Origin of the sequence: Sinorhizobium arboris LMG 14919, from assembly GCF_000427465.1 — a bacterium.
GTDB lineage: Bacteria > Pseudomonadota > Alphaproteobacteria > Rhizobiales > Rhizobiaceae > Sinorhizobium > Sinorhizobium arboris.
Map to the genome: position 1 here is coordinate 2,355,078 of NZ_ATYB01000014.1, position 19,005 is coordinate 2,374,082.

The following is a 19,005-nucleotide window of genomic DNA, read 5'->3' on the forward strand; positions in this document are numbered from 1 at the left end:
ATAGCCCTTCGCCCCGCTTGCGGGGTGGAGGTGTCGGCAGGCGGTTGAGGCGGTTCACACAGACTCTAATCAAAGCGGCAGCCGGATCAGCGCCGTGACGCCGGCCGGCAGATATTCGACTTTCACCGAACTGCCAATGATCTTGTCGAGGCTGCGTTCGATCAGGATCGAGCCGAAACCGCGGCGGCGCGGCTCGCGAATGGGAGGTCCGCCCACTTCGGTCCAGGTCAGATGCAGCACGGATTCGCCGTCCTCGACCACGCGGCGCGCGGTCAGAACGATCTTCCCCGACGGCACCGAGAGCGCGCCGTATTTTACGGCATTGGTCGCCAGTTCGTGCAGCACCAGTCCAAGCCCGACCGCCTGGTCGGGACCCAGCAGGATCTCGTCCTTGTGCAGCTCGACCTGCTGCGAATAGTCGCTGACATAGGGCAGCAGCTGTTTCGAAATCAGTTCCGAAAGGTGGATCGTGCCCCATTCGTAATCGGAAAGGAGGCCATGCGCCTCGGAGATCGCCTGGAGCCGGCCGGCAAATGCAGTCATGAATTCGGCGGGGTCGCTCGTCTGGCGAAGCGTTTGGCGGGCGAGCGACTGGAGCATTGCAAGCGTGTTCTTGACCCGGTGGTTCAGCTCCTTCAGCAACAACCTCATGCGGTTCGCCGACGCCTGCTGCTCGGAGACGTCGATCGTCATGCCGAGGAAGCTCAAGGGAGCGCCCTTGCTGTCGCGGTCGTGCACGCGGCCGCGGCCGAGCAGCCACCGCCCGTTCGTGCCTATCCGGAACATGCCGTCATATTCCTCATTGGCAGCCATCGCCTGACGGAGCTTCGAGAACGTCGGGATGCGATCCTCAGGATGAATAGCGGAGAAGATCGCCTTGGCACCCACCGTGCGTTCCGGCGGTAGGCCGAACATGCGCATCATTGCGCCGTTGCCGGAAACCGTGCCGGCGCGAATGTCCCAGAGCCAGCTGCCGACATTAGCCGCGTCGAGCGCCATGGCCAGCCGTTGCTCCTCGCGGGAAAGCGCCGCCTCCTTGAGCGCACGCCGGCGCGCCTCGTCCTTCAGCCTGAACAGCGAGGCGGCGACACCCGCGATACGCTGGAGCTCGCCCTGCTGCTTGACCGAGACCTCGGAACGGGGCACGACATCGAGAACCGCGACAGTTCCGATCGCCTGGCCGTCCAGAACAATCGGCGCGCCCGCATAAAATCGTACGGATGGCGGTCCGGCGACCGCCCGCCGGTGGCGGAATGCCGGATGACGAGAGGCATCGAGCACGAGAAAGGCGCCGCCATCGCCTCCTGCGATCGTATGAACGCAGAAGGACTCCCGAACGTGCGACCGCGTTTCCGCCGTTCCGATTGATGCCTTGAACCATTGCCATTCGCGGTCGACCAGGCTGACGAGAGCGACAGGCGCGTCGAAAAGGCTCGCGGCAAGCCGCGCCAGCCCGTCGAAATCCTCGTCGGGAATCGACATGTCCGGCACGGCAGCCTGAAGGACGCCGAGCCGCTCCGGCGCGTCGAGCACCTGCGCTACCGCTGGAAGCATCGCCTCTGTCTTCTCACGCATCCGGCCTGAACTCCAAACTGGCGCAGGCACCCGAAAACCCGGTTCCACTGAATGTTCCCCAACCGGAGCCGGTCTAAGGATGAAAAACATACAGCAAATTTAAGCAATATGGCGACCACGCTCCGCCGATTGGCCGCGGCGTCGGCGCAATGACCGATTCCACTCCCGCAATCGCCCGCCGCGAGAACGTTAATCCGGCAACGATCTACTGCATGTGTCCTCGAATCGGAACCGATTCAAGGACAAAAACATGCAGCAAAGCAAGGCTACAGCGATCGTTGCGCCTCCGGTAGGCCGCGGGCACCAAAGCATCAGGAAACAAACGCACGCGACGTAATGGGTGCGGAGGTTTCGTCCGGCCCGTAGTCGTTTTCTCCCCTTACCTGGAGAATTTCCTGCAGCCGCTGACGCGCCCTGTTGACGCGGCTCTTGATCGTGCCGAGCGCGCAGCCGCAGATCGTGGCCGCTTCCTCGTAAGAAAAACCCGAGGCCCCCACAAGAATGATCGCTTCGCGTTGGTCGGGCGGCAATTGGTCGAGCGCCCGGCGGAAATCCTGCAGATCCAGCGAGCCGTATTGCTCCGGATGGTGGGCAAGCGTCTCCGTGAAATGGCCGTCGCTGTCCTGTACTTCGCGCCCACGCTTGCGCATCTGGCTGTAAAGCTCGTTGCGCAAGATCGTGAAAAGCCACGCCTTCATATTGGTGCCGATTTCGAAATGGTCCTGCTTGGCCCAGGCCTTCATGATCGTGTCCTGGACGAGATCGTCCGCGCGGTCGTGCCGCCCGATCAGCGACATCGCGAAGGCGCGCAAGCTCGGCAGCGCGGCAAGCATCTCACGCTTGAACTCTTGGTTTTCGGATGACATCCGGCGCTTACTCCTTGCCCTGCATAGCCGATTGCTGTTCCGCAGCTTCCAGCTTTTCAAGCAGATCGAGAAAGCGTGCCGGTATCGCTTCCTCTTGCACCGACTGATAGAGGGCCTTCAGCTTAACCGCAATCTGCGCATTCGGATCGTCGGAGGACGGTTTTTTGCCGATCATCCGCCCTGCCCCTGTAGTATATCTCATTGTTGCAATGTCGCCCTTGAAAGTTCGCCTGCACCATAACGCCGCGAAAAAATGAAATGTTCCGGGGCGGAACCTTTTTTTCGACGAGACGTTTTTGCAACGGTATTTTTTTCGCTATGGATTGAGGGAGTTCCTGCATGACATTGTCCACCCGTATCGCTCCATTTCTTCCCTATCTACGCCGCTACTCCCGCGCTCTGACCGGGTCCCAGACCTCTGGAGACGCCTATGTCGCGGCCGTGCTTGAGGCACTTATCGCGGATACGTCGATCTTTCCGGAAGCAAGCAGCGACAGGGTAGCGTTGTTCCGTCTCTTCACATCCATGTTCGGCTCCTCCTCCGTCCTCGTACCGGAGCCGGTATCGCCCTTTGCCTGGGAACAGCGCGCTTCCGTCAATCTTGCGGCTGTCTCGCCGCTCGCCCGCCAGGCGTTCCTGCTCGTATCGGTCGAAGCGTTCAGCCCACAGGAAGCCGCTGAAGTACTCGATGTGGATGCCGCAAGGCTGACCGCGCTTCTCGACCGCGCATCCCAGGAAATTTCCCGCCAGGTTGCTACCGATATCATGATCATCGAGGACGAGCCGCTGATCGCGATCGACATCGAGCAAATGGTCGAAAGCCTCGGCCATCGTGTGACCGGGATCGCACGCACCAAAGACGAAGCCGTCGCCCTCTACGAGATGACAAAGCCGAACATGGTGCTCGCGGATATTCAGCTCGCCGACGGAAGCTCGGGGATCGACGCGGTCAACGAAATCCTGCAGACGGCTGCCGTTCCGGTGATTTTCATCACTGCCTTCCCCGAGCGTCTCCTGACGGGTGAGCGTCCCGAGCCCACCTTCCTCGTCACCAAGCCTTTCAACCCGGAAATGGTGAAGGCTCTGATCAGCCAGGCGCTGTTCTTCAACGAAACGACGAAAGCCGCGGCCTGAGTCGAGATCAGGCCCCCTCGCCCCAAGGGGACCCATCAGCGCCGCGCCTGCGGCGCGGAAGAGTCTTTCAGCCCAAGGATTTGGGCCGACGGATTCCGGTGACATGCTCCCGAAGCAAAACAGCCAGTGCCGAGGGAAGGGCACTGGCTGAGCTTTCGCAACTCACTGAGGGGGGATGTGAGTTGGCAACCGGCGGTATGCCTCCGACGTCACATTGGGGGCGATGTGCGTCACCGTCCGGTTATCGCCAATAATGCGCGAGTCGAAAAAAGGTTCCGCCGAAAATTCATGCCAAGCCGGACGGCTTCGCCTCTTCGGGCGCCTCACCTCACTCCATCGACTCCAGCTCTTCGCGATGCCGATAGAGCGCGAGAAACCGCCGGTAGTCCCGGTCGTAGACATGACGCAGCGCCGGATCGGGGAGTCGTTCCGTTCCAATCGACGACATCGCAGGTCCGGCGCTGGCGAGGTCCGGGTAGAGCCTGCCGGCGACGGCCGCCGTCATTGCCGTGCCGAGGAGGACGGCATCGGGCGCCTGGGGTGCTATCACCCGGCACCCGCTGACGTCGCAATAGAGCTCCATCAGCAGGGGGTTGCGAACATGCCCGCCGGTCACGTGCAGCGTGTCCAGTTCGTAGCCCGCTTCCTTCATCATCTCCAGGATATGACGAATTCCGAGCGCGATCGCGACGCAAGTGCGCCAATACAGCCGGCACAGCGCATCGAAGGAGGAGTCGAGCGCCAGTCCGCTGATGACGCCGAGCGCATGCGGATCGGCAAGCGGCGAACGATTGCCGTGGAAATCCGGCAGCACGTGAAGACGGTGGGCAAAGTCAGCCCCATGAAGCGCACGCATCTCCTGTATGCGAGCGATTATCGTCGCGTGGGTTTCGGTCGTCGGCGGCAATCCGCCTCCATGCAGCCGCACGATGTGGTCGAGCAGCGCCCCGGTCGCAGACTGGCCTCCCTCGATGAGCCAAAGCCCGGGCAGCACGGCCTCGAAATAGGGCCCCCACATGCCAAAACCCGGCTTCATGTCTTTCGAGAAAGCGACGATGCAGCTCGAGGTTCCGCCGATAAGTGCCAGCTGGCGCTCCAGCTTCGCCGGGTCGTCCGCAAAGCCGCCGAGCACGCCGAGCGCCCCGGCATAGGCATCGATCAGCCCCGGCGCGACCTGGCACTCGGTGTCGAGTCCGAGCTCCTCCGCCGCGCGAGCGGTCAGATGCCCGACGCCGCGCTCCACCGGTTGCGTCTTCTCGGGCAGGCCGCCACGCTCCAGGAGGTCCTCGAGGCCGATCTGCTCCAGGTAATCCTGCTGCCAGCCGCATTCCTCGTGAGCGAGATAGTTCCATTTTGCCGTTAGCGTACAGCGCGAGCGGGCCGTACTTCCGGTCGCCCGCCACGACATGTAGTCCGCGAGATCGAAGAAATACCCGGCCCGCTCCCATTGCTGCGGAAGGTTGCGCTTCAACCACATCAGCTTCGGCATTTCCATCTCGGGCGACATCACGCGCCCCGAATGGTCGAGAACGGGATGCTTGGTCGCCGTACAGAAGTCGGCTTCCGCCAACCCCCTGTGGTCGAGCCAGACGATGGTGTCCCAGCGCGCCTCTCCCTGGCGGTTGACCGAGAGCGGCGCGCCGTCGCGATCGCGCACGACGAGCGAGCAGGTGGCATCGAAACCGATCGCCGCGATGCTCGCCGCCGGCACTGCCGCGTTTTCGCGCGCCGCCCTGACCGCGCCGCAGACGGCAGCCCAGATGTCTTCGGAATCGTGTTCCGCGTGATTTTCCTCCGGACGGTTCATCGCAATCGCCCGATCGGCCCGCGCCAGCAGCCCACCCCGCCGGTCGAAAATGCCGGCGCGGGCGCTGCCGGTTCCGATATCGACCGCCACGACATATTCGCGCATCAATGGATGCCCCCGTCCCGAGAACAATGATGGATTTTCGCCGCGAAGACGGCGCGGCCGAAAAACCGCCCCATCCTGCCGTCCCTATTGCCGGACAAACTGTATCAATTCGGCCATATCGTCAAACAGCACGTCGGGATCGAGCCTGGCGAGCGCCTGCCGGTGACGGTCGTTTCGTGCGTGGCTGCCCCCCGCGAAGGCGAAGACGCGCATGCCCGCGGCCTTTGCCGCTTCGATGCCGGCCGGGCTGTCCTCTATGACGATGCAATCGGACGGGTCGAAACCCATCTGTGCGCTTGCATGCAGAAACAGGTCGGGCGCCGGCTTGCCGCGCGCAACCATGCTGGCGCTGAAGATATTCGGCTCGAACAGATCGATGAGTCCCGTCACCGTCAGCGAAAGGCGGATGCGTTCAGGCTGGCTCGAGGAAGCCACGCAATGGGTGGTTCCCAGCCGTTCCACCGCCTCGCGTATGCCGGCGACCGGCCTCAGCTCCTCGCGGAAACGCGCATAGAGCCGGGTCCGCATGCCCTCGAGAAAGACCTCGTCGGTCGCGAGCCCGTGTTCTTCATGCAGGATCGCCGACATGGTCTTCAAGCTTCGGCCGAGAAAGCGCTCGCTCGCTTCCTCGGCCGTCATCGAAACGCCTGCAGCCGCGAGCGCGTCGACGAGGACCCCGAGCGAAATCGGCTCGCTGTCCACCAATACGCCGTCGCAATCGAAAATCACCAGCCTGGAGGCGTGCCCCGCCATCGTCATTCCTCGAGGTTTCCGTCCAGATAAAGCTGGAGCGTGGCGCGCGTACCTTTTTCCCAAAGCGTGTGCAAGGCATGGGCGAAACGGCGCCGGAAAAGATCGGATTGCGCGACGTCGCCGAAAATGTCGGAAAGCGCGAGGAAAGCCGCCGGATCGTCCTTTGCCGCAAGCGCGGCGGCATGCAGCCGGTCGGCGTTCGCGTCGTTGAAGACGATCTCCTTGCCGCTGTCGGACTTGCCGGCGAAATAGCGGCACCACAGCGCCGAGACCAGCGACAGCCCGACGACGTCCTCGCCGCGGCGCAGGCGGTCGGCCGCCGACGGCAGGATGAATTTTGGCTGCCGGTTGGAGCCGTCCTGCGCCAGCCGCGCGACCGTGTCGCCGATCTTCGGATTGGAGAAACGCGTCTCGATGAGCCTGTAATAGTCCTTCAGGTCGGTATTCGGAACGGGTGGGATCACCGGGATGATCTCGTCATGCTCCAGCTTCGCGAGGAAGGCGCGGATCAGCGGCTCTTCCATCGCCTCATGAACGAAATGGATGTCGAGCAGCGCCGCCGGATAGGCGATCGCCGCATGGCCGCCGTTGAGAATGCGGATTTTCATGTGCTCGTACGGCGCCACATCGGGCACGAATTGCACGCCCACCTCTTCGAGTGCCGGGCGGCCTTGCGGAAAATGGTCCTCCAGCACCCACTGCTTGAACTCCTCGCAGAAAACCGGCCAGGCATCGTCGATGCCGTATTCCGAGGCGACGATCCCGATCTCCCGGGTGCCGGTCGCCGGCGTGATGCGGTCGACCATGCCGTTGGGAAAAGCGACATTAGCATCGATCCAATCCGCAAAGCCTGGATCGGAAAGGCGCGCCAGGCCGGATACAGCAGCGTGGGTGACCTCGCCATTTCCAGGAATATTGTCGCAGGACATGATCGTGAACGGCGGAATACCCTTGGCGCGGCGTTCGGCGAGCCCTGCGAGGATCAGACCGAAGACGGTTTTCGGCTCCGTCGGGCTCTGCGCATCCTCCACGATCGCCGGATGCGCCGGGTTGAAGACGCCGGACGCCGGATCGATGAAATAACCGCCTTCCGTGATCGTCAGCGACACGATGCGAATGAGCGGACTTGCGAGCTGCGCCACGATCGCCGGCGTGTCGCCCGGCTCGAGATAGGCGATCATGGCGCCCGTGACATGCGCGCCCGTGCGGTTGTTGTCCTGCTCGACCACCGTGGTCAGGAAGTCCTGCGCCTCGAGCTTGTCGCGCATGACCTTGTCCGATGGCAGGACACCCGCGCCGATGATCGCCCAATCGCGGTCGCGTCCCAGATTGAAAAGATCGTCGAGATAGACCGCCTGATGCGCGCGGTGGAAATTGCCGACGCCGAAGTGGACAATGCCGGCCCGAAGATCATGGCGACCGTAGTTCGGAACGCCGGCCCGGGCTTTGACTGCATCGAGCGTGGCCAGGGAGAGTTTGGTCGCCATGCTTTCAATCCTTTCGCGCACGAGCCTCAGCTCATCCAGTTGCCGCCGTCGACGTTATAGGTCTGCGCGACGATGTAGTCGCTTTCCGCCGAGGCGAGAAAAATCGCCATGCCGGTCAGGTCCTCTGCGGTGCCCATGCGCCCATAGGGAACGGCCTCCCCGACCAACCGCTTCTTCTCGCCGCGCGGACGGTTTTCGTATTTGGCGAAAAGCGCGTCGACACCGTCCCAGTGCTCGCCGTCAACGACACCGGGAGCAATGGCGTTGACGTTGATGCGGTGCTTGATGAGATCGAGGCCGGCGGACTGGGTGAGGCTGATGACTGCGGCCTTGGTGGCGCAATAGATCGCCACCAGAGCCTCTCCCCGCCGGCCGGCCTGGCTCGCCATGTTGATGATCTTGCCGCCCCTGCCCTGCGCGATCATCTGTCTTGCCGCCGCCTGCAGCGTGAAGAGCGTGCCGGAGACATTGATCGAGAACAGTCTTTCATAGCTCTCGCGGGTGATCTCTACGATCGGCGCGAGGTCGAAGAGCGCCGCATTGTTGACGAGGATGTCGAGCCCGCCCGCATGTTCGACGGTCGCGGCGATCGCGGCGTCGATGGAGTCCTGCCGGGTCACGTCCATTTCGACCGCGTAGGCGGCCGACCCGATCTCGGCCGCCGCCTGCCTCGCACGTTCTATGTTGATGTCCGCGATCGCGACTGTGGCGCCCTCGCGCACGTAGGCCTCCGCGAAAGCGCGGCCGATACCCCGCGCCGATCCGGTGATCAGCGCGCTCTTTCCTTCGAGACGTTTCATCGAATTGCCATTCCCTTTTCATCGAACCTGTGGAGGCGCTCGGGATCCGGCGTCAGATAGACCTGGTCGCCATGGGTGACGGCGAAATCGCCGCCGACGCGTGCCGTCAAAGTGCCGATGCCGTCGGCATTCACGTGCAGGAATGTGTCCGAACCGAGATGTTCGGCCACGCCCACCGTGCCCCGCCACGTGCCCTTGTCCTTGGAAAGCGCGATATGCTCCGGGCGGATGCCGATCGTATGGGCTTGATAGCCCGCGGCCGGCGCGCCGGAGATGAAGTTCATCTTGGGCGAACCGATGAAACCGGCGACGAAGAGATTGTCCGGCCTGCGGTAGAGGTCGAGGGGCGACCCCACCTGCTCGATGCGGCCGCGGTTGAGCACGACGATCTTGTCGGCCATGGTCATGGCCTCCACCTGATCGTGCGTCACGTAGACCATCGTCGTCTTCAGTTGCTGGTGAAGCTGGCTGATCTCCAGACGCATGTTGACCCGCAGCGCGGCGTCGAGGTTCGACAACGGCTCGTCGAAAAGGAAGGCTTCCGGCTGGCGGACGATCGCCCGGCCGATCGCGACGCGCTGGCGCTGGCCGCCGGAAAGCTGGCGGGGCTTGCGGTCAAGATAATCGGTGAGGTTCAGGACGCGCGCCGCGTCCTCGACCTTCCTGTCGATGGTGGCCTTGTCCTCGCCCGCCATCTTCAGCGGAAAGGCGATGTTGGAGCGCACGCTCATATGCGGATAGAGCGCGTAGGACTGGAACACCATCGAAAGACCGCGCTTTGCCGGCGGCAGTTCGGTGGCGTTCCGGCCGTCGATGACGATCTCGCCGTCGCTGACATCCTCCAGTCCGGCGATCAGCCTCAGAAGCGTCGACTTGCCGCAACCCGAGGGGCCGACGAAGACGACGAACTCACCGTCGGTGATATCGAGATCTATCGAAGGGATGACGGCGTGGGCGCCGAAGACCTTCGATACGTTCTTGAGAGTGATGCTTCCCATGGTCTTACCCTTATTTGAACCGCGTCGCCCTTATTTGACTGCGCCGAAAGTGAGGCCGCGTACGAGCTGTTTTTGCGAGAACCAGCCGAGAATGAGGATGGGCGCGATCGCCATCGTCGAGGCCGCCGACAGCTTTGCGTAGAAGAGGCCCTCCGGGCTCGAATAGGAGGCGATGAACGCGGTGAGAGGCGCGGCTTTCGCAGCGCTCAGGTTCAAGGTCCAGAACGCTTCGTTCCAGGCAAGAATGATGTTGAGCAGCAGTGTCGAGGCTATGCCGGGGATCGCCATTGGCGTCAGCACATAGACGATTTCCTTGGAAAGCGATGCGCCGTCCATGCGCGCCGCTTCGAGGATTTCGCCCGGGATCTCCTTGAAGTAGGTGTAGAGCATCCAGATGATGATCGGCAGGTTGATCAGCGTCAGCACGATCACCAGCCCCGTTCGCGTGTCGAGCAGGCCCCAGTTGCGGAATATCAGATACATCGGCACCAGCACGCCGACCGGCGGCATCATCTTGGTGGAAAGCATCCACATCAGCACATCCTTGGTGCGCTTCGTCGGCGAGAACGCCATCGCCCAGGCCGACGGGATCGCAATCAGCAGGCCGAGCAGGGTCGAGCCGAAGGAAACGACCACCGAATTCATGAAGTGTTTCAGATAATTCGACCGGCTCTGCACCTCGGAATAGTTCTCGGTCGTCCAGTCGAAGAAGAGGAAGACCGGCGGCGAGGCGATCGCTTGGGCTTCCGTCTTGAAGCTCGTCAGGAAGGTCCAGAGGATCGGAAAGAAGATCAGGATTCCGATCGTCCAGGCCACGACAGTCGTGATGAGCTTGCGCCCGGTAGAGACACTGCGTGCCATGGTTTCAAGCCTCCAGCGTCTTGCCGATCATGCGCATCAGGAAGAATGCGACGATATTGGCGAGGATGACCGCGATGATTCCGCCCGCCGAGGCGCCGCCGACGTCGAACTGCAGAAGAGCCTGGGCGTAGACGAGGAACGTCAGGTTCGTGCTCTGCGTGCCCGGACCGCCATTGGTGGTGACGAGTATCTCGGCGAAGACCGAAAGCAGGAAGATCGTCTGGATCAGGATGACCACCGTGATCGCACGGGAGAGGTGCGGCACGACGAGGTAGATGAATCGGCTCACGGCGCCTGCGCCGTCCATTTGTGCTGCTTCCTTCTGCTCCTCGTCGAGCGACTGCAGCGCCGTCAGCAGGATGAGCGTGGCGAAAGGCAGCCATTGCCAGGCGACGATCAGGATGATCGAAAGGAGCGGCGCGTTGGCGAGAAAATCGAAGGGTTGCAATCCGAGAAGTTTGGCCAACCAGGCGAACAGCCCGTTCACGGGATTCATGAACATGTTCTTCCAGACCAGCGCCGCCACCGTCGGCATGATGAGGAAGGGCGCGATCACCAGGATGCGCACGATCCCCTGCCCGAACATCGGCTGGTCGAGAAGAAGCGCCAGCCCGATACCGCCGACCACGGTGACGAAGAGCACGCCGAGAACGATGGCGAGCGTGTTGAAGATCGCCTGGAAGAAGGCCGGATCGGTGAGGAAATAGGTGTAGTTCGTAAGCCCTGCGAACTCCTCCATTCCCGGCATCAGCAGATTGTAGCGCAGCAGCGAGAAATAGATCGTCATTGCCAGCGGCACGATCATCCAGGCCAGCAGCAGGAGCACCGAGGGCGCGATCATCAGTCGCGCAGCGGAGCGGGTGTGCAAGGTCGCCATGGCGTCCCCCGTGTGAAGTCGACGCGGTTCTTAAAAACGGCAAGCGCATCGCCATCCGAACGCGCGCGCCCATGAATCGGAAAAGTCAGTGCGGAACGCGGATCGAAGGCGGGTTTGCCCCTTTCCCCGGCCCGCACTGGAGGTCGCCGGAGCGCTCACCGTTTCCAGTAGACGCTCCGGCTCCTTGGGAGCTCACTTGATGTAGCCGGCCTTGGTCATTTCACGGGTCGACAGCTGCTGCGCACTGGCAAGCGCCTGATCCACGCTCATCTGACCGGCCAGCGCCGCCGAGAACACCTGCCCGACCGCCGTGCCGAGACCCTGGAATTCCGGGATTGCCACGAACTGGACGCCGACATAGGGCACCGGCTTCACCGCCGGGTTCTTCGGGTCGGCGGCATTGATCGAGTCCAAGGTCATTTTCGCGAAGGGCGCCGCCTTCTGGTACTCCGGATTCTCATAGAGGGAGGTGCGGGTACCGGGAGGAACATTCGCCCAGCCTTCCTTCTCGGCAACGAGCTTCAGATAATCCTTGCCCGTCGCCCAGGCGATGAACTTCTGCGCCGACTCGGCCTTCTGCGATCCTGCCGGAATTGCGAGGTTCCAGGCCCAGAGCCAGTTGCCGCGCTTGCCGAGGCCGGTGTCGGGAGCGAGCGCGAAACCGACCTTGTCGGCAACGGTCGACTCCTTCGGATTGGTCACGAACGAGGCAGCGACGGTCGCGTCGATCCACATGCCGCACTTGCCGGTCTGGAACAGCGACAGATTCTCGTTGAAGCCGTTGGACGATGCGCCGGGCGGGCCTGCGTCATTCATCAGCTTGACGTAGAAGTCGAGTGCGTTCTTCCATTCCGGCTGATCGAACTGCGGCTTCCAGTTCTCGTCGAACCAGCGCGCGCCGAAGGCGTTTGCCGTGGCCGTCAGGAAGGCCATGTTCTCGCCCCAGCCGGCCTTGCCGCGCAGGCAGATACCGTAGATCTCGTTGCCCTTGTCGGTGATCTTGCGAGCCGCATCGGCGATGAAATCCCAGGTCGGCGCGTCGGGCATGCTGAGCCCGGCCTTCTCGAACAGGTCCTTACGGTACATGACCATCGAGCTCTCGCCGTAGAACGGCGCTGCATAGAGCTTGCCGTCGATGGTCAGGCCGCTGCGGATCGCCGGCAGAAGATCGTCGACGTCGTATTCGGGACCGAGATTGTCGAGCGGCAGGAGCCAGCCCTGCTTCGCCCAGATCGGCACTTCATAGGTGCCGATCGTCATGATGTCGTACTGACCGCCCTTGGTTGCGATGTCGGTCGTGACGCGCTGGCGCAGCACGTTTTCCTCGAGAGTGACCCACTCAAGCTGGATGTCCGGATTCTTCGACGTGAAATCGTCCGTCAGCTTCTGCATCCGGATCATGTCGCCGTTGTTCACGGTGGCAATGGTCAGGGTCTCCGCTTGGGCCAGACCCGCCAGAGCGACTGCCGAGCACGTGCCCAGCAGGAAAGTTCTCAAATTCATCGACTTCCTCCCAGAAGAAATTGAGCATTTGCCTTGCTCGTGAGCAATTACTCACCGATTGAACTGAAATGTCAATCCGCATTTGTCGCTGCGATGCGGCAGAGCGGCTAAGAAGATGTTTTAGCTACGCATTTTTTACGGGGATTTCGGGGGAAGAGCGCCGATGACGCGGTCCCGCGGCCGGCCGCGCGATCTAAGCCCGGAGCAGATAGTCGGCCGTAGCCTCATCGGTGACGAGACCGTTGATGATCCCGCCCTTGAGTGCGGCGCGCAGTGCCTCGTATTTGCGCCTGCCCTTGGCGATGCCGATGACCGACGCGCGGTCGCGCGGCGGCAGCGGAACCGAGGCGACGCGTTCGTTGATGCTGCCGGGCAGGAGCTCGCCTTCGTGGTCGAACATCCAGCCGCAGATCTCGCCGGCAGCGCCCGCTGCCATCAACCGTGCCATTTCATCGCGCGCCAGGAACCCGTCTTCACACAGCGGCGCGTCGGGCCCGAGTTCGCCCACGCCCACGAAGGCAGCGTCGGCCTCGGCGCCGAGTTCCAGGGCGATTTGCACCAGGCTTTGCTTGTGCAGGACTTCCCGCTCTTCCGGGGAGGAGACGAGAACTGGCAAGGGCATGGGAAAATGCCGCGCCTTGATCGTGTCCGCCATGCTGAAGATGACGTTGTAATAGGCTGCCGACCCGTCGAGGCGGATATTGCCGGTGAGCGAAACGATACGGTGCTGCGGGCATTCCATCGATGGCAGCTGGTCGATGGTCGCTTTCAGCGTCCGGCCCGTGCCGATCGCCAGCACCACGGGCTCGGCCGATTTCAGCCAGCGCTCGATTTCCGCCGCCCCGGCCTCGGCGATGCCGACAGTTGTGGATTGGGAACCGGGGTCGCTCGGAACCACGTCGACATGCCTGAGATCGTATTTCTCCTTGAGACGCACCGCCATTTCGAGGCAGGCGGCGATCGGATGGTCCAGGCGCACCTTGATCAGCCGCTCGGCCATGGCGAGCGACACGAGGCGTTGCGCCGATTGCCGGGAAATTCCCATCACCGACGCAATTTCGTCCTGCGTCCGGCCGGCGACATAATAAAGCCAGCCTGCGCGGGCTGCATCGTCCAGCCTGTTGCTGCTTTCCGCCTTGCGTGCCATCGATTGCCTCCCTTCCCAGGCTAAGGGTCTAGATTTGCTGCCACTATTTTCCCTGCGCTGTCAAACGGGAGACGATGCGCGGCCCCTGTGGCGGCCGGCAAGGTCCGGTTTTCCAGGCATTTGCGGCGATCGGGAAGGAAATTTTACCGTTTGATAAAAAAATAAAGCATGTTACCGTTCCCTCATCCTGAGAAAACATTGGGAGCCAAAAATGGGAACGACGCAATCTGGGATTCTCGGCGGGCGCTTGCCGCTTGCCGAGTACGAAGCCAATTTCTCCGACCTTCATCCGCCGCTCGACAGGCACGAGGCGCTGGTCGCCGCGGACCGCTGTTATTTCTGTCATGACGCGCCCTGCATGACCGCCTGTCCCACCTCCATCGACATCCCGCTCTTCATTCGCCAGATCGCGACGGGCAATCCGATCGGCTCGGCGAAGACGATCTTCGACCAGAACATACTGGGCGGCATGTGCGCCCGCGTCTGTCCCACCGAAACGCTCTGCGAAGAGGCCTGCGTACGCAACACGGCCGAGGAGCGGCCGGTCGAGATCGGCCGTCTGCAGCGCTATGCGACCGACATCGCGATGAAGGAAAACAGGCAATTCTACACGCGTGCCGCCCATTCGGGCCGGAGGGTAGCGGTCGTCGGGGCCGGACCCGCGGGGCTTGCCTGTGCGCACCGGCTGGCCGTGAAGGGCCATGACGTGGTGATCTACGACGCGCGCGAAAAATCCGGCGGCCTCAACGAATACGGCATCGCCGCCTATAAGGCGGTCGACGACTTCGCCCAGAGAGAGGTCGAATACGTGCTTTCGGTCGGCGGCATCGAGGTCAGTCATGGCAAAGCGCTCGGCCGCAACTTCTCTCTTGCCGATCTGGCGGAAGAGTTCGACGCCGTGTTTCTCGGCCTCGGTCTTGCCGGCGTCAATGCACTGCGGATCGAAGGCGAGAATGCCGAAGGCGTCGAGGATGCCGTCGATTTCATTGCCGCACTTCGTCAGTCGAAGACGAAAGCCGACATTCCGGTCGGCCGGCGCGTCGTGGTGCTCGGCGGCGGCATGACCGCCATTGACGCGGCCGTCCAGGCGAAGCTGCTCGGCGCTGAAGAAGTCACGATCTGCTATCGGCGCGGCAAGGAGCATATGAATGCCTCGGAATTCGAGCAGGATCTCGCGGCTTCCAAAGGCGTCACCATCCGCCACTGGCTGCAGCCGAAACGCATCGCCGTCAAGGACGGCAGGGTCGCCGGCATCGAACTCGACTACACCACGCTGGAGAACGGCAAGCTGACGGCGACCGGCGAGACGGGTATCATTGCCGCCGACCAGATCTTCAAGGCCATCGGCCAGACCTTCGAGGCTTCCGGACTCGGCGCCCTTCGAATGGAAAGCGGACGCATCGTGGTCGATGCGGAGGGGCGAACCTCGCTGGAAAAGGTCTGGGCCGGCGGTGACTGCGTGCTCGGGGGCGAGGACCTCACCGTCTCCGCCGTCGCGATGGGACGCGACGCCGCCGAATCGATCGACCGGGCTTTCGCCGTGGCTCAGCCGCTGGCGAGCGCCGTTGCTTGACAAGCAGAACAGATCGAGAGGACGAGAACAATGGCTGATCTTCGCAACAATTTTGTCGGCATCAAATCCCCGAACCCGTTCTGGCTCGCCTCGGCGCCGCCGACGGACAAGGCCTACAACGTCGAGCGCGCCTTCAAGGCGGGCTGGGGCGGCGTCGTCTGGAAGACGCTCGGCGAAGAAGGACCCCCGGTGGTCAATGTCAATGGCCCGCGCTACGGCGCGATCTGGGGCGCCGACCGACGGCTGCTTGGCCTGAACAATATCGAGCTCATTACCGACCGCGATCTCTATGTGAACCTGCGCGAGATGAAGCAGGTGAAGATGAACTGGCCGGATCGGGCGCTGATCGCGTCCATCATGGTGCCATGCGAGGAGAACGCCTGGAAGGCGATCCTGCCGCTGGTCGAGGAGACCGGCGCCGATGGCATCGAGCTCAATTTCGGCTGTCCGCATGGCATGTCCGAGCGCGGCATGGGCTCGGCGGTCGGCCAGGTGCCGGAATATATCGAGATGGTGGTGCGCTGGTGCAAGCAATATACGCGCATGCCGGTCATCACCAAGCTGACGCCGAACATTACCGACATCCGCAAGCCCGCCCGCGCTGCCAAGGCCGGCGGTACCGATGCGGTGTCGCTGATCAACACGATCAACTCGATTACCGGGGTCAACCTCGATACCTTCTCGCCGGAGCCCTCGATCGACGGACGCGGCAGCCATGGCGGCTATTGCGGCCCGGCCGTGAAGCCGATCGCGCTCAATATGGTGGCCGAGATCGCGCGTGATCCGGAGACCTACGGCCTGCCGATTTCCGGCATCGGCGGCGTGACCACCTGGAGGGATGCGGCCGAATTCATGGCGCTCGGCGCCGGCAACGTGCAGGTCTGCACTGCGGCAATGACCTATGGCTTCAAGATCGTCCAGGAGATGATCACCGGCCTCTCCGATTGGATGGACGCCAAGGGCCACCGGACGCTCGACGACATCAGCGGACGCGCCGTCCCGAACGTCACCGATTGGCAGTACCTCAACCTCAACTACGTCACCAAGGCGAAGATCGATCAGGACGCCTGCATCAAATGCGGCCGCTGCCACATCGCCTGTGAAGACACGTCGCATCAGGCGATCACGCAATTCGTCAACGGCGTCCGCCATTTCGAGGTGATCGAGGAGGAATGCGTGGGCTGCAACCTGTGCGTCAACGTCTGTCCGGTGGAGAACTGCATCACCATGGAGCCGCTCACTGCCGGCACACTCGACCGGCGCACCGGGAAACCGGTCGACCCGAACTACGCCAACTGGACGACCCATCCGAACAACCCGATGGCCCGCCAGGCCGCCGAGTGAAGGACGTACAAGTCAGACCGAAAGGCCGCCGGCATCGCCGGCGGCCTTTCGCGTTCCTATCGCGTCAAAACTCTATCACCACCTTGCCGAAGGGGCCGCGGTCAAGATGTGCGAGGGCCTCCGGGACCTCGGTGAACTTGTAACGCCTGTCGATGACGGGCTTCAGTCCAAGGCGATCGACGGCCCCGACCAGATCTTCGAGTGCTCTGCGGTGACCAACGCTGATACCCTGCACGACGGGAGACTTCAGGAGAAGCGGCCCAACCGGGCCTGACACCTCGAAGCCCTCGAGCACGCCGATCACCGAGATGCGCCCGTCCGGCGCGACCGCCTTCAGGGACTGGCTCAGCCCGGCGCCGCCGGCGATCTCCAGAATGTGATCGGCGCCGCGGTCCCCGGTCAGCGCATAGACGCGCTCCACCCAGTCCTCCTCCAGGCGATTGATACCGTGATCGGCACCGAGCGCGAAAGCCCGATCGAGCTTTTCGCGGCTGCTCGAGGTTACGATGACCTCGGCTCCGGACGCCTTGGCGATCTGCAATCCGAACAGCGCAACGCCGCCTGTACCCTGCACGACGACACGGTCGCCCGCCCGCAAATGACCCTTCTCGACAAGAGCGAACCAGGCGGTCAGCCCCGCACAGGGCAAGGTGCTCGCCTCCGCCGCGTCGAGGCTCTTCGGCGCTCTGGCGAACCAGCCTTCAGGCAAGGCCAGATACTCCGAGAGGACGCCCGGATGCGCGCCTCCGAGCGTCTCATAGGCAGGCGTTCTGCCGGTGCCGGGCCTTAAGCCGTCAAGCCAACCGGGGGCGAAGGTGGAGATAACGCGGTCGCCCGGCTGGAAACGCGTCACGCTTTTGCCGACGGCTTCGACCACTCCGCTCATATCCGAGGCCGGCACGAAGGGGAAAGCGATATCGAGCCCCATGCCGGTTTCGAGTACCAGCTTGTCGCGATAGTTGAGCGACACAGCAAGCGTGCGTACGAGTATATCGCGCTCGCCGACCTCCGGCACAGGCCGTTCGGCAAGCTTGAGGTTGTGGGGGCCTACCGTCTCCGTGCTCCATTCCTGCATCCATTTCGACATGCTCGTTCCTTTCATTGCTGCGGTAGAGCGAGCATACTGTTGAACATTCTTCTTCAGTTGCGATAAGATTTCCCATCATTGGTTCCTTGGAGGACGCAATTGATGGAGCGCTTCAACGGCATTTCGGTTTTCGTGGAAGTTGCCGATGCCGGCGGCTTTTCCGCCGCCGCCGCCCGGCTTAACCTCTCGCGCTCCGCCGTGGGCAAGACGGTCTCCCGGCTCGAACGACGGCTCGGCGTGCGCCTCTTCCACCGCACCACACGGATGCAGAGCCTTACCGAAGAGGGGCAGCTCTTCTATGAGAGCTGCCAGAGGGCGCTTGGCGAAATCAAAACAGCCGAAGGACTCCTCGAATCCGGGAGGCGGGAAATTCGCGGCCGCCTCCGCATCTCGATGCCGGTCCTCTTCGGCCGCCAATGCGTGGCGCCGCTGCTTCGCGACCTGTTACGGGCGCATCCCCGTCTGGAACTCGATCTTTCCTTCAATGACCGGATCGTCGACCTTCTCGACGAAGGCTTCGACCTGGCCATCCGCAACAGCCCGCTCGGCAACGGCTCCGGCCTGATGATGCGCACGGTGGCGGAACAGCGGATGACCGTCTGCGCCTCTCCTTCCTATCTCGAAGCGCACGGCATGCCGAGAACGGTGGCCGAGCTCGCCGCACATGAAGGTGTCGTCTATGCCCGTGCAGGCGAGCCGCTATCCTGGTCCTTTCCGTCCGACGGCAAGGCGGCGGAAATCGTGCTGCCGCAAACGCGGCTGAGGCTCGATGATCTCGCCGCAATCGCCGATGCGGCTGCCGCCGGCCACGGCCTTGCCTGGCTGCCTTGCTGGCTGGTGCGCGAGCGCGTGCAGAAAGGCGAGCTTGTCCGCGTCCTCACCGACCGGCCCGGGCTGATCTTCAAGGCCCATGCAGTCTGGCCGCGAACGCAACACATGCTGCCGAAACTGCGGGTGGTAATCGACAAACTCGCAGCAGGATTGCCGCGCATCATGGAGTAGGACGTCCGGGTACGCGCACTCCGCGCCGGACCCGAAAAGCGAAACAGTTCGTTTATAAAACATAAGTTGCCGGCATCGGTGATCTG

At 62.8% G+C, this 19,005-nt stretch carries 17 protein-coding genes; 4 read left to right on the plus strand and 13 right to left on the minus strand.

Features of this window, described 5'->3' with window-relative positions; translation table 11 throughout:
* Positions 1-69: 69 nt before the first annotated feature.
* The 3 genes from SINAR_RS0122760 to rsiA1 form a co-directional block, all read right to left on the minus strand.
* The gene (locus tag SINAR_RS0122760; RefSeq protein ID WP_028001217.1) at positions 70-1,575 is read right to left on the minus strand and encodes a sensor histidine kinase; all 1,506 of its coding nucleotides are present in this window, start codon (positions 1,573-1,575) and stop codon (positions 70-72) included.
* Positions 1,576-1,886: 311 nt separating this feature from the next.
* Positions 1,887-2,441, minus strand: coding sequence for an RNA polymerase sigma factor (locus SINAR_RS0122765; protein WP_028001218.1), 555 nt, complete (start codon positions 2,439-2,441; stop codon positions 1,887-1,889).
* Between the two features lie 7 nt (positions 2,442-2,448).
* The gene (rsiA1, locus tag SINAR_RS1000000135690; protein WP_084617603.1) at positions 2,449-2,616 is read right to left on the minus strand and encodes an anti-sigma factor RsiA1; all 168 of its coding nucleotides are present in this window, start codon (positions 2,614-2,616) and stop codon (positions 2,449-2,451) included.
* Between the two features lie 164 nt (positions 2,617-2,780).
* Between rsiA1 and rsiB1 the strand changes: the two genes are divergently transcribed.
* Complete coding sequence (rsiB1, locus tag SINAR_RS0122775; RefSeq protein WP_028001219.1) at positions 2,781-3,575, plus strand: PhyR-type response regulator RsiB1; 795 nt, start codon at positions 2,781-2,783, stop codon at positions 3,573-3,575.
* Positions 3,576-3,903: 328 nt separating this feature from the next.
* Here the strand turns inward: rsiB1 and SINAR_RS0122780 are convergent, their stop codons facing one another.
* The 9 genes from SINAR_RS0122780 to SINAR_RS0122820 all read right to left on the minus strand — a co-directional run bounded on the left by SINAR_RS0122780 (position 3,904) and on the right by SINAR_RS0122820 (position 13,913).
* Positions 3,904-5,487: an FGGY-family carbohydrate kinase gene (locus SINAR_RS0122780; protein ID WP_028001220.1), complete on the minus strand. Its 1,584-nt coding sequence runs from the start codon at positions 5,485-5,487 to the stop codon at positions 3,904-3,906.
* Positions 5,488-5,571: 84 nt separating this feature from the next.
* Complete coding sequence (locus SINAR_RS0122785) at positions 5,572-6,240, minus strand: HAD family hydrolase (RefSeq protein WP_028001221.1); 669 nt, start codon at positions 6,238-6,240, stop codon at positions 5,572-5,574.
* A 2-nt stretch (positions 6,241-6,242) separates the two neighbouring features.
* Positions 6,243-7,727, minus strand: a complete 1,485-nt coding sequence (locus SINAR_RS0122790; RefSeq protein WP_028001222.1) for a mannitol dehydrogenase family protein — start codon at positions 7,725-7,727, stop codon at positions 6,243-6,245.
* 26 nt (positions 7,728-7,753) lie between these two features.
* A complete protein-coding gene (locus SINAR_RS0122795) occupies positions 7,754-8,527 on the minus strand; it encodes an L-iditol 2-dehydrogenase (RefSeq protein ID WP_028001223.1) in 774 nt (257 codons plus the stop codon).
* A complete protein-coding gene (locus SINAR_RS0122800) occupies positions 8,524-9,525 on the minus strand; it encodes an ABC transporter ATP-binding protein (protein ID WP_028001224.1) in 1,002 nt (333 codons plus the stop codon). The genes SINAR_RS0122795 and SINAR_RS0122800 overlap by 4 nt, the downstream gene beginning before the upstream one ends.
* 30 nt (positions 9,526-9,555) lie before the next feature.
* On the minus strand, positions 9,556-10,386 hold the full coding sequence (locus tag SINAR_RS0122805; protein WP_028001225.1) for a carbohydrate ABC transporter permease: 831 nt from the start codon (positions 10,384-10,386) through the stop codon (positions 9,556-9,558).
* Between the two features lie 4 nt (positions 10,387-10,390).
* The gene (locus tag SINAR_RS0122810; protein ID WP_028001226.1) at positions 10,391-11,263 is read right to left on the minus strand and encodes a carbohydrate ABC transporter permease; all 873 of its coding nucleotides are present in this window, start codon (positions 11,261-11,263) and stop codon (positions 10,391-10,393) included.
* Positions 11,264-11,455: 192 nt separating this feature from the next.
* Positions 11,456-12,766 (minus strand): ABC transporter substrate-binding protein, encoded by a 1,311-nt coding sequence (locus SINAR_RS0122815; protein WP_028001227.1) that lies wholly within the window; start codon positions 12,764-12,766, stop codon positions 11,456-11,458.
* A gap of 193 nt (positions 12,767-12,959) precedes the next feature.
* Complete coding sequence (locus SINAR_RS0122820; protein ID WP_028001228.1) at positions 12,960-13,913, minus strand: sugar-binding transcriptional regulator; 954 nt, start codon at positions 13,911-13,913, stop codon at positions 12,960-12,962.
* Between the two features lie 211 nt (positions 13,914-14,124).
* Between SINAR_RS0122820 and SINAR_RS0122825 the strand changes: the two genes are divergently transcribed.
* On the plus strand, positions 14,125-15,486 hold the full coding sequence (locus tag SINAR_RS0122825; RefSeq protein ID WP_028001229.1) for an NAD(P)-dependent oxidoreductase: 1,362 nt from the start codon (positions 14,125-14,127) through the stop codon (positions 15,484-15,486).
* A gap of 30 nt (positions 15,487-15,516) precedes the next feature.
* Positions 15,517-16,830, plus strand: a complete 1,314-nt coding sequence (gene preA, locus SINAR_RS0122830; RefSeq protein WP_028001230.1) for an NAD-dependent dihydropyrimidine dehydrogenase subunit PreA — start codon at positions 15,517-15,519, stop codon at positions 16,828-16,830.
* Between the two features lie 64 nt (positions 16,831-16,894).
* Here the strand turns inward: preA and SINAR_RS0122835 are convergent, their stop codons facing one another.
* Positions 16,895-17,917 carry a zinc-dependent alcohol dehydrogenase family protein gene (locus tag SINAR_RS0122835; protein WP_028001231.1) on the minus strand — a complete coding sequence of 341 codons (1,023 nt, stop codon included), beginning with the start codon at positions 17,915-17,917 and terminating at the stop codon, positions 16,895-16,897.
* Positions 17,918-18,019: 102 nt separating this feature from the next.
* On the opposite strand from SINAR_RS0122835, the gene SINAR_RS0122840 reads away from it, so the two are divergent.
* Complete coding sequence (locus SINAR_RS0122840) at positions 18,020-18,919, plus strand: LysR substrate-binding domain-containing protein (RefSeq protein WP_028001232.1); 900 nt, start codon at positions 18,020-18,022, stop codon at positions 18,917-18,919.
* Positions 18,920-19,005 lie beyond the last annotated feature (86 nt).

What these genes read in the sequence shown, in the direction of transcription:
- rsiB1 (WP_028001219.1), top strand. Translation starts at nt 2,781, where the DNA reads ATGACATTGTCCACCCGTATCGCTCCATTTCTTCCCTATCTACGCCGC.
- SINAR_RS0122800 (WP_028001224.1), bottom strand. Translation starts at nt 9,525, where the DNA reads ATGGGAAGCATCACTCTCAAGAACGTATCGAAGGTCTTCGGCGCCCAC.
- rsiA1 (WP_084617603.1), bottom strand. Translation starts at nt 2,616, where the DNA reads ATGATCGGCAAAAAACCGTCCTCCGACGATCCGAATGCGCAGATTGCG.
- SINAR_RS0122810 (WP_028001226.1), bottom strand. Translation starts at nt 11,263, where the DNA reads ATGGCGACCTTGCACACCCGCTCCGCTGCGCGACTGATGATCGCGCCC.
- SINAR_RS0122820 (WP_028001228.1), bottom strand. Translation starts at nt 13,913, where the DNA reads ATGGCACGCAAGGCGGAAAGCAGCAACAGGCTGGACGATGCAGCCCGC.
- SINAR_RS0122765 (WP_028001218.1), bottom strand. Translation starts at nt 2,441, where the DNA reads ATGTCATCCGAAAACCAAGAGTTCAAGCGTGAGATGCTTGCCGCGCTG.
- SINAR_RS0122835 (WP_028001231.1), bottom strand. Translation starts at nt 17,917, where the DNA reads ATGTCGAAATGGATGCAGGAATGGAGCACGGAGACGGTAGGCCCCCAC.
- SINAR_RS0122805 (WP_028001225.1), bottom strand. Translation starts at nt 10,386, where the DNA reads ATGGCACGCAGTGTCTCTACCGGGCGCAAGCTCATCACGACTGTCGTG.
- SINAR_RS0122785 (WP_028001221.1), bottom strand. Translation starts at nt 6,240, where the DNA reads ATGGCGGGGCACGCCTCCAGGCTGGTGATTTTCGATTGCGACGGCGTA.
- SINAR_RS0122790 (WP_028001222.1), bottom strand. Translation starts at nt 7,727, where the DNA reads ATGGCGACCAAACTCTCCCTGGCCACGCTCGATGCAGTCAAAGCCCGG.
- SINAR_RS0122795 (WP_028001223.1), bottom strand. Translation starts at nt 8,527, where the DNA reads ATGAAACGTCTCGAAGGAAAGAGCGCGCTGATCACCGGATCGGCGCGG.
- SINAR_RS0122760 (WP_028001217.1), bottom strand. Translation starts at nt 1,575, where the DNA reads ATGCGTGAGAAGACAGAGGCGATGCTTCCAGCGGTAGCGCAGGTGCTC.
- SINAR_RS0122780 (WP_028001220.1), bottom strand. Translation starts at nt 5,487, where the DNA reads ATGCGCGAATATGTCGTGGCGGTCGATATCGGAACCGGCAGCGCCCGC.
- preA (WP_028001230.1), top strand. Translation starts at nt 15,517, where the DNA reads ATGGCTGATCTTCGCAACAATTTTGTCGGCATCAAATCCCCGAACCCG.
- SINAR_RS0122825 (WP_028001229.1), top strand. Translation starts at nt 14,125, where the DNA reads ATGGGAACGACGCAATCTGGGATTCTCGGCGGGCGCTTGCCGCTTGCC.
- SINAR_RS0122840 (WP_028001232.1), top strand. Translation starts at nt 18,020, where the DNA reads ATGGAGCGCTTCAACGGCATTTCGGTTTTCGTGGAAGTTGCCGATGCC.
- SINAR_RS0122815 (WP_028001227.1), bottom strand. Translation starts at nt 12,766, where the DNA reads ATGAATTTGAGAACTTTCCTGCTGGGCACGTGCTCGGCAGTCGCTCTG.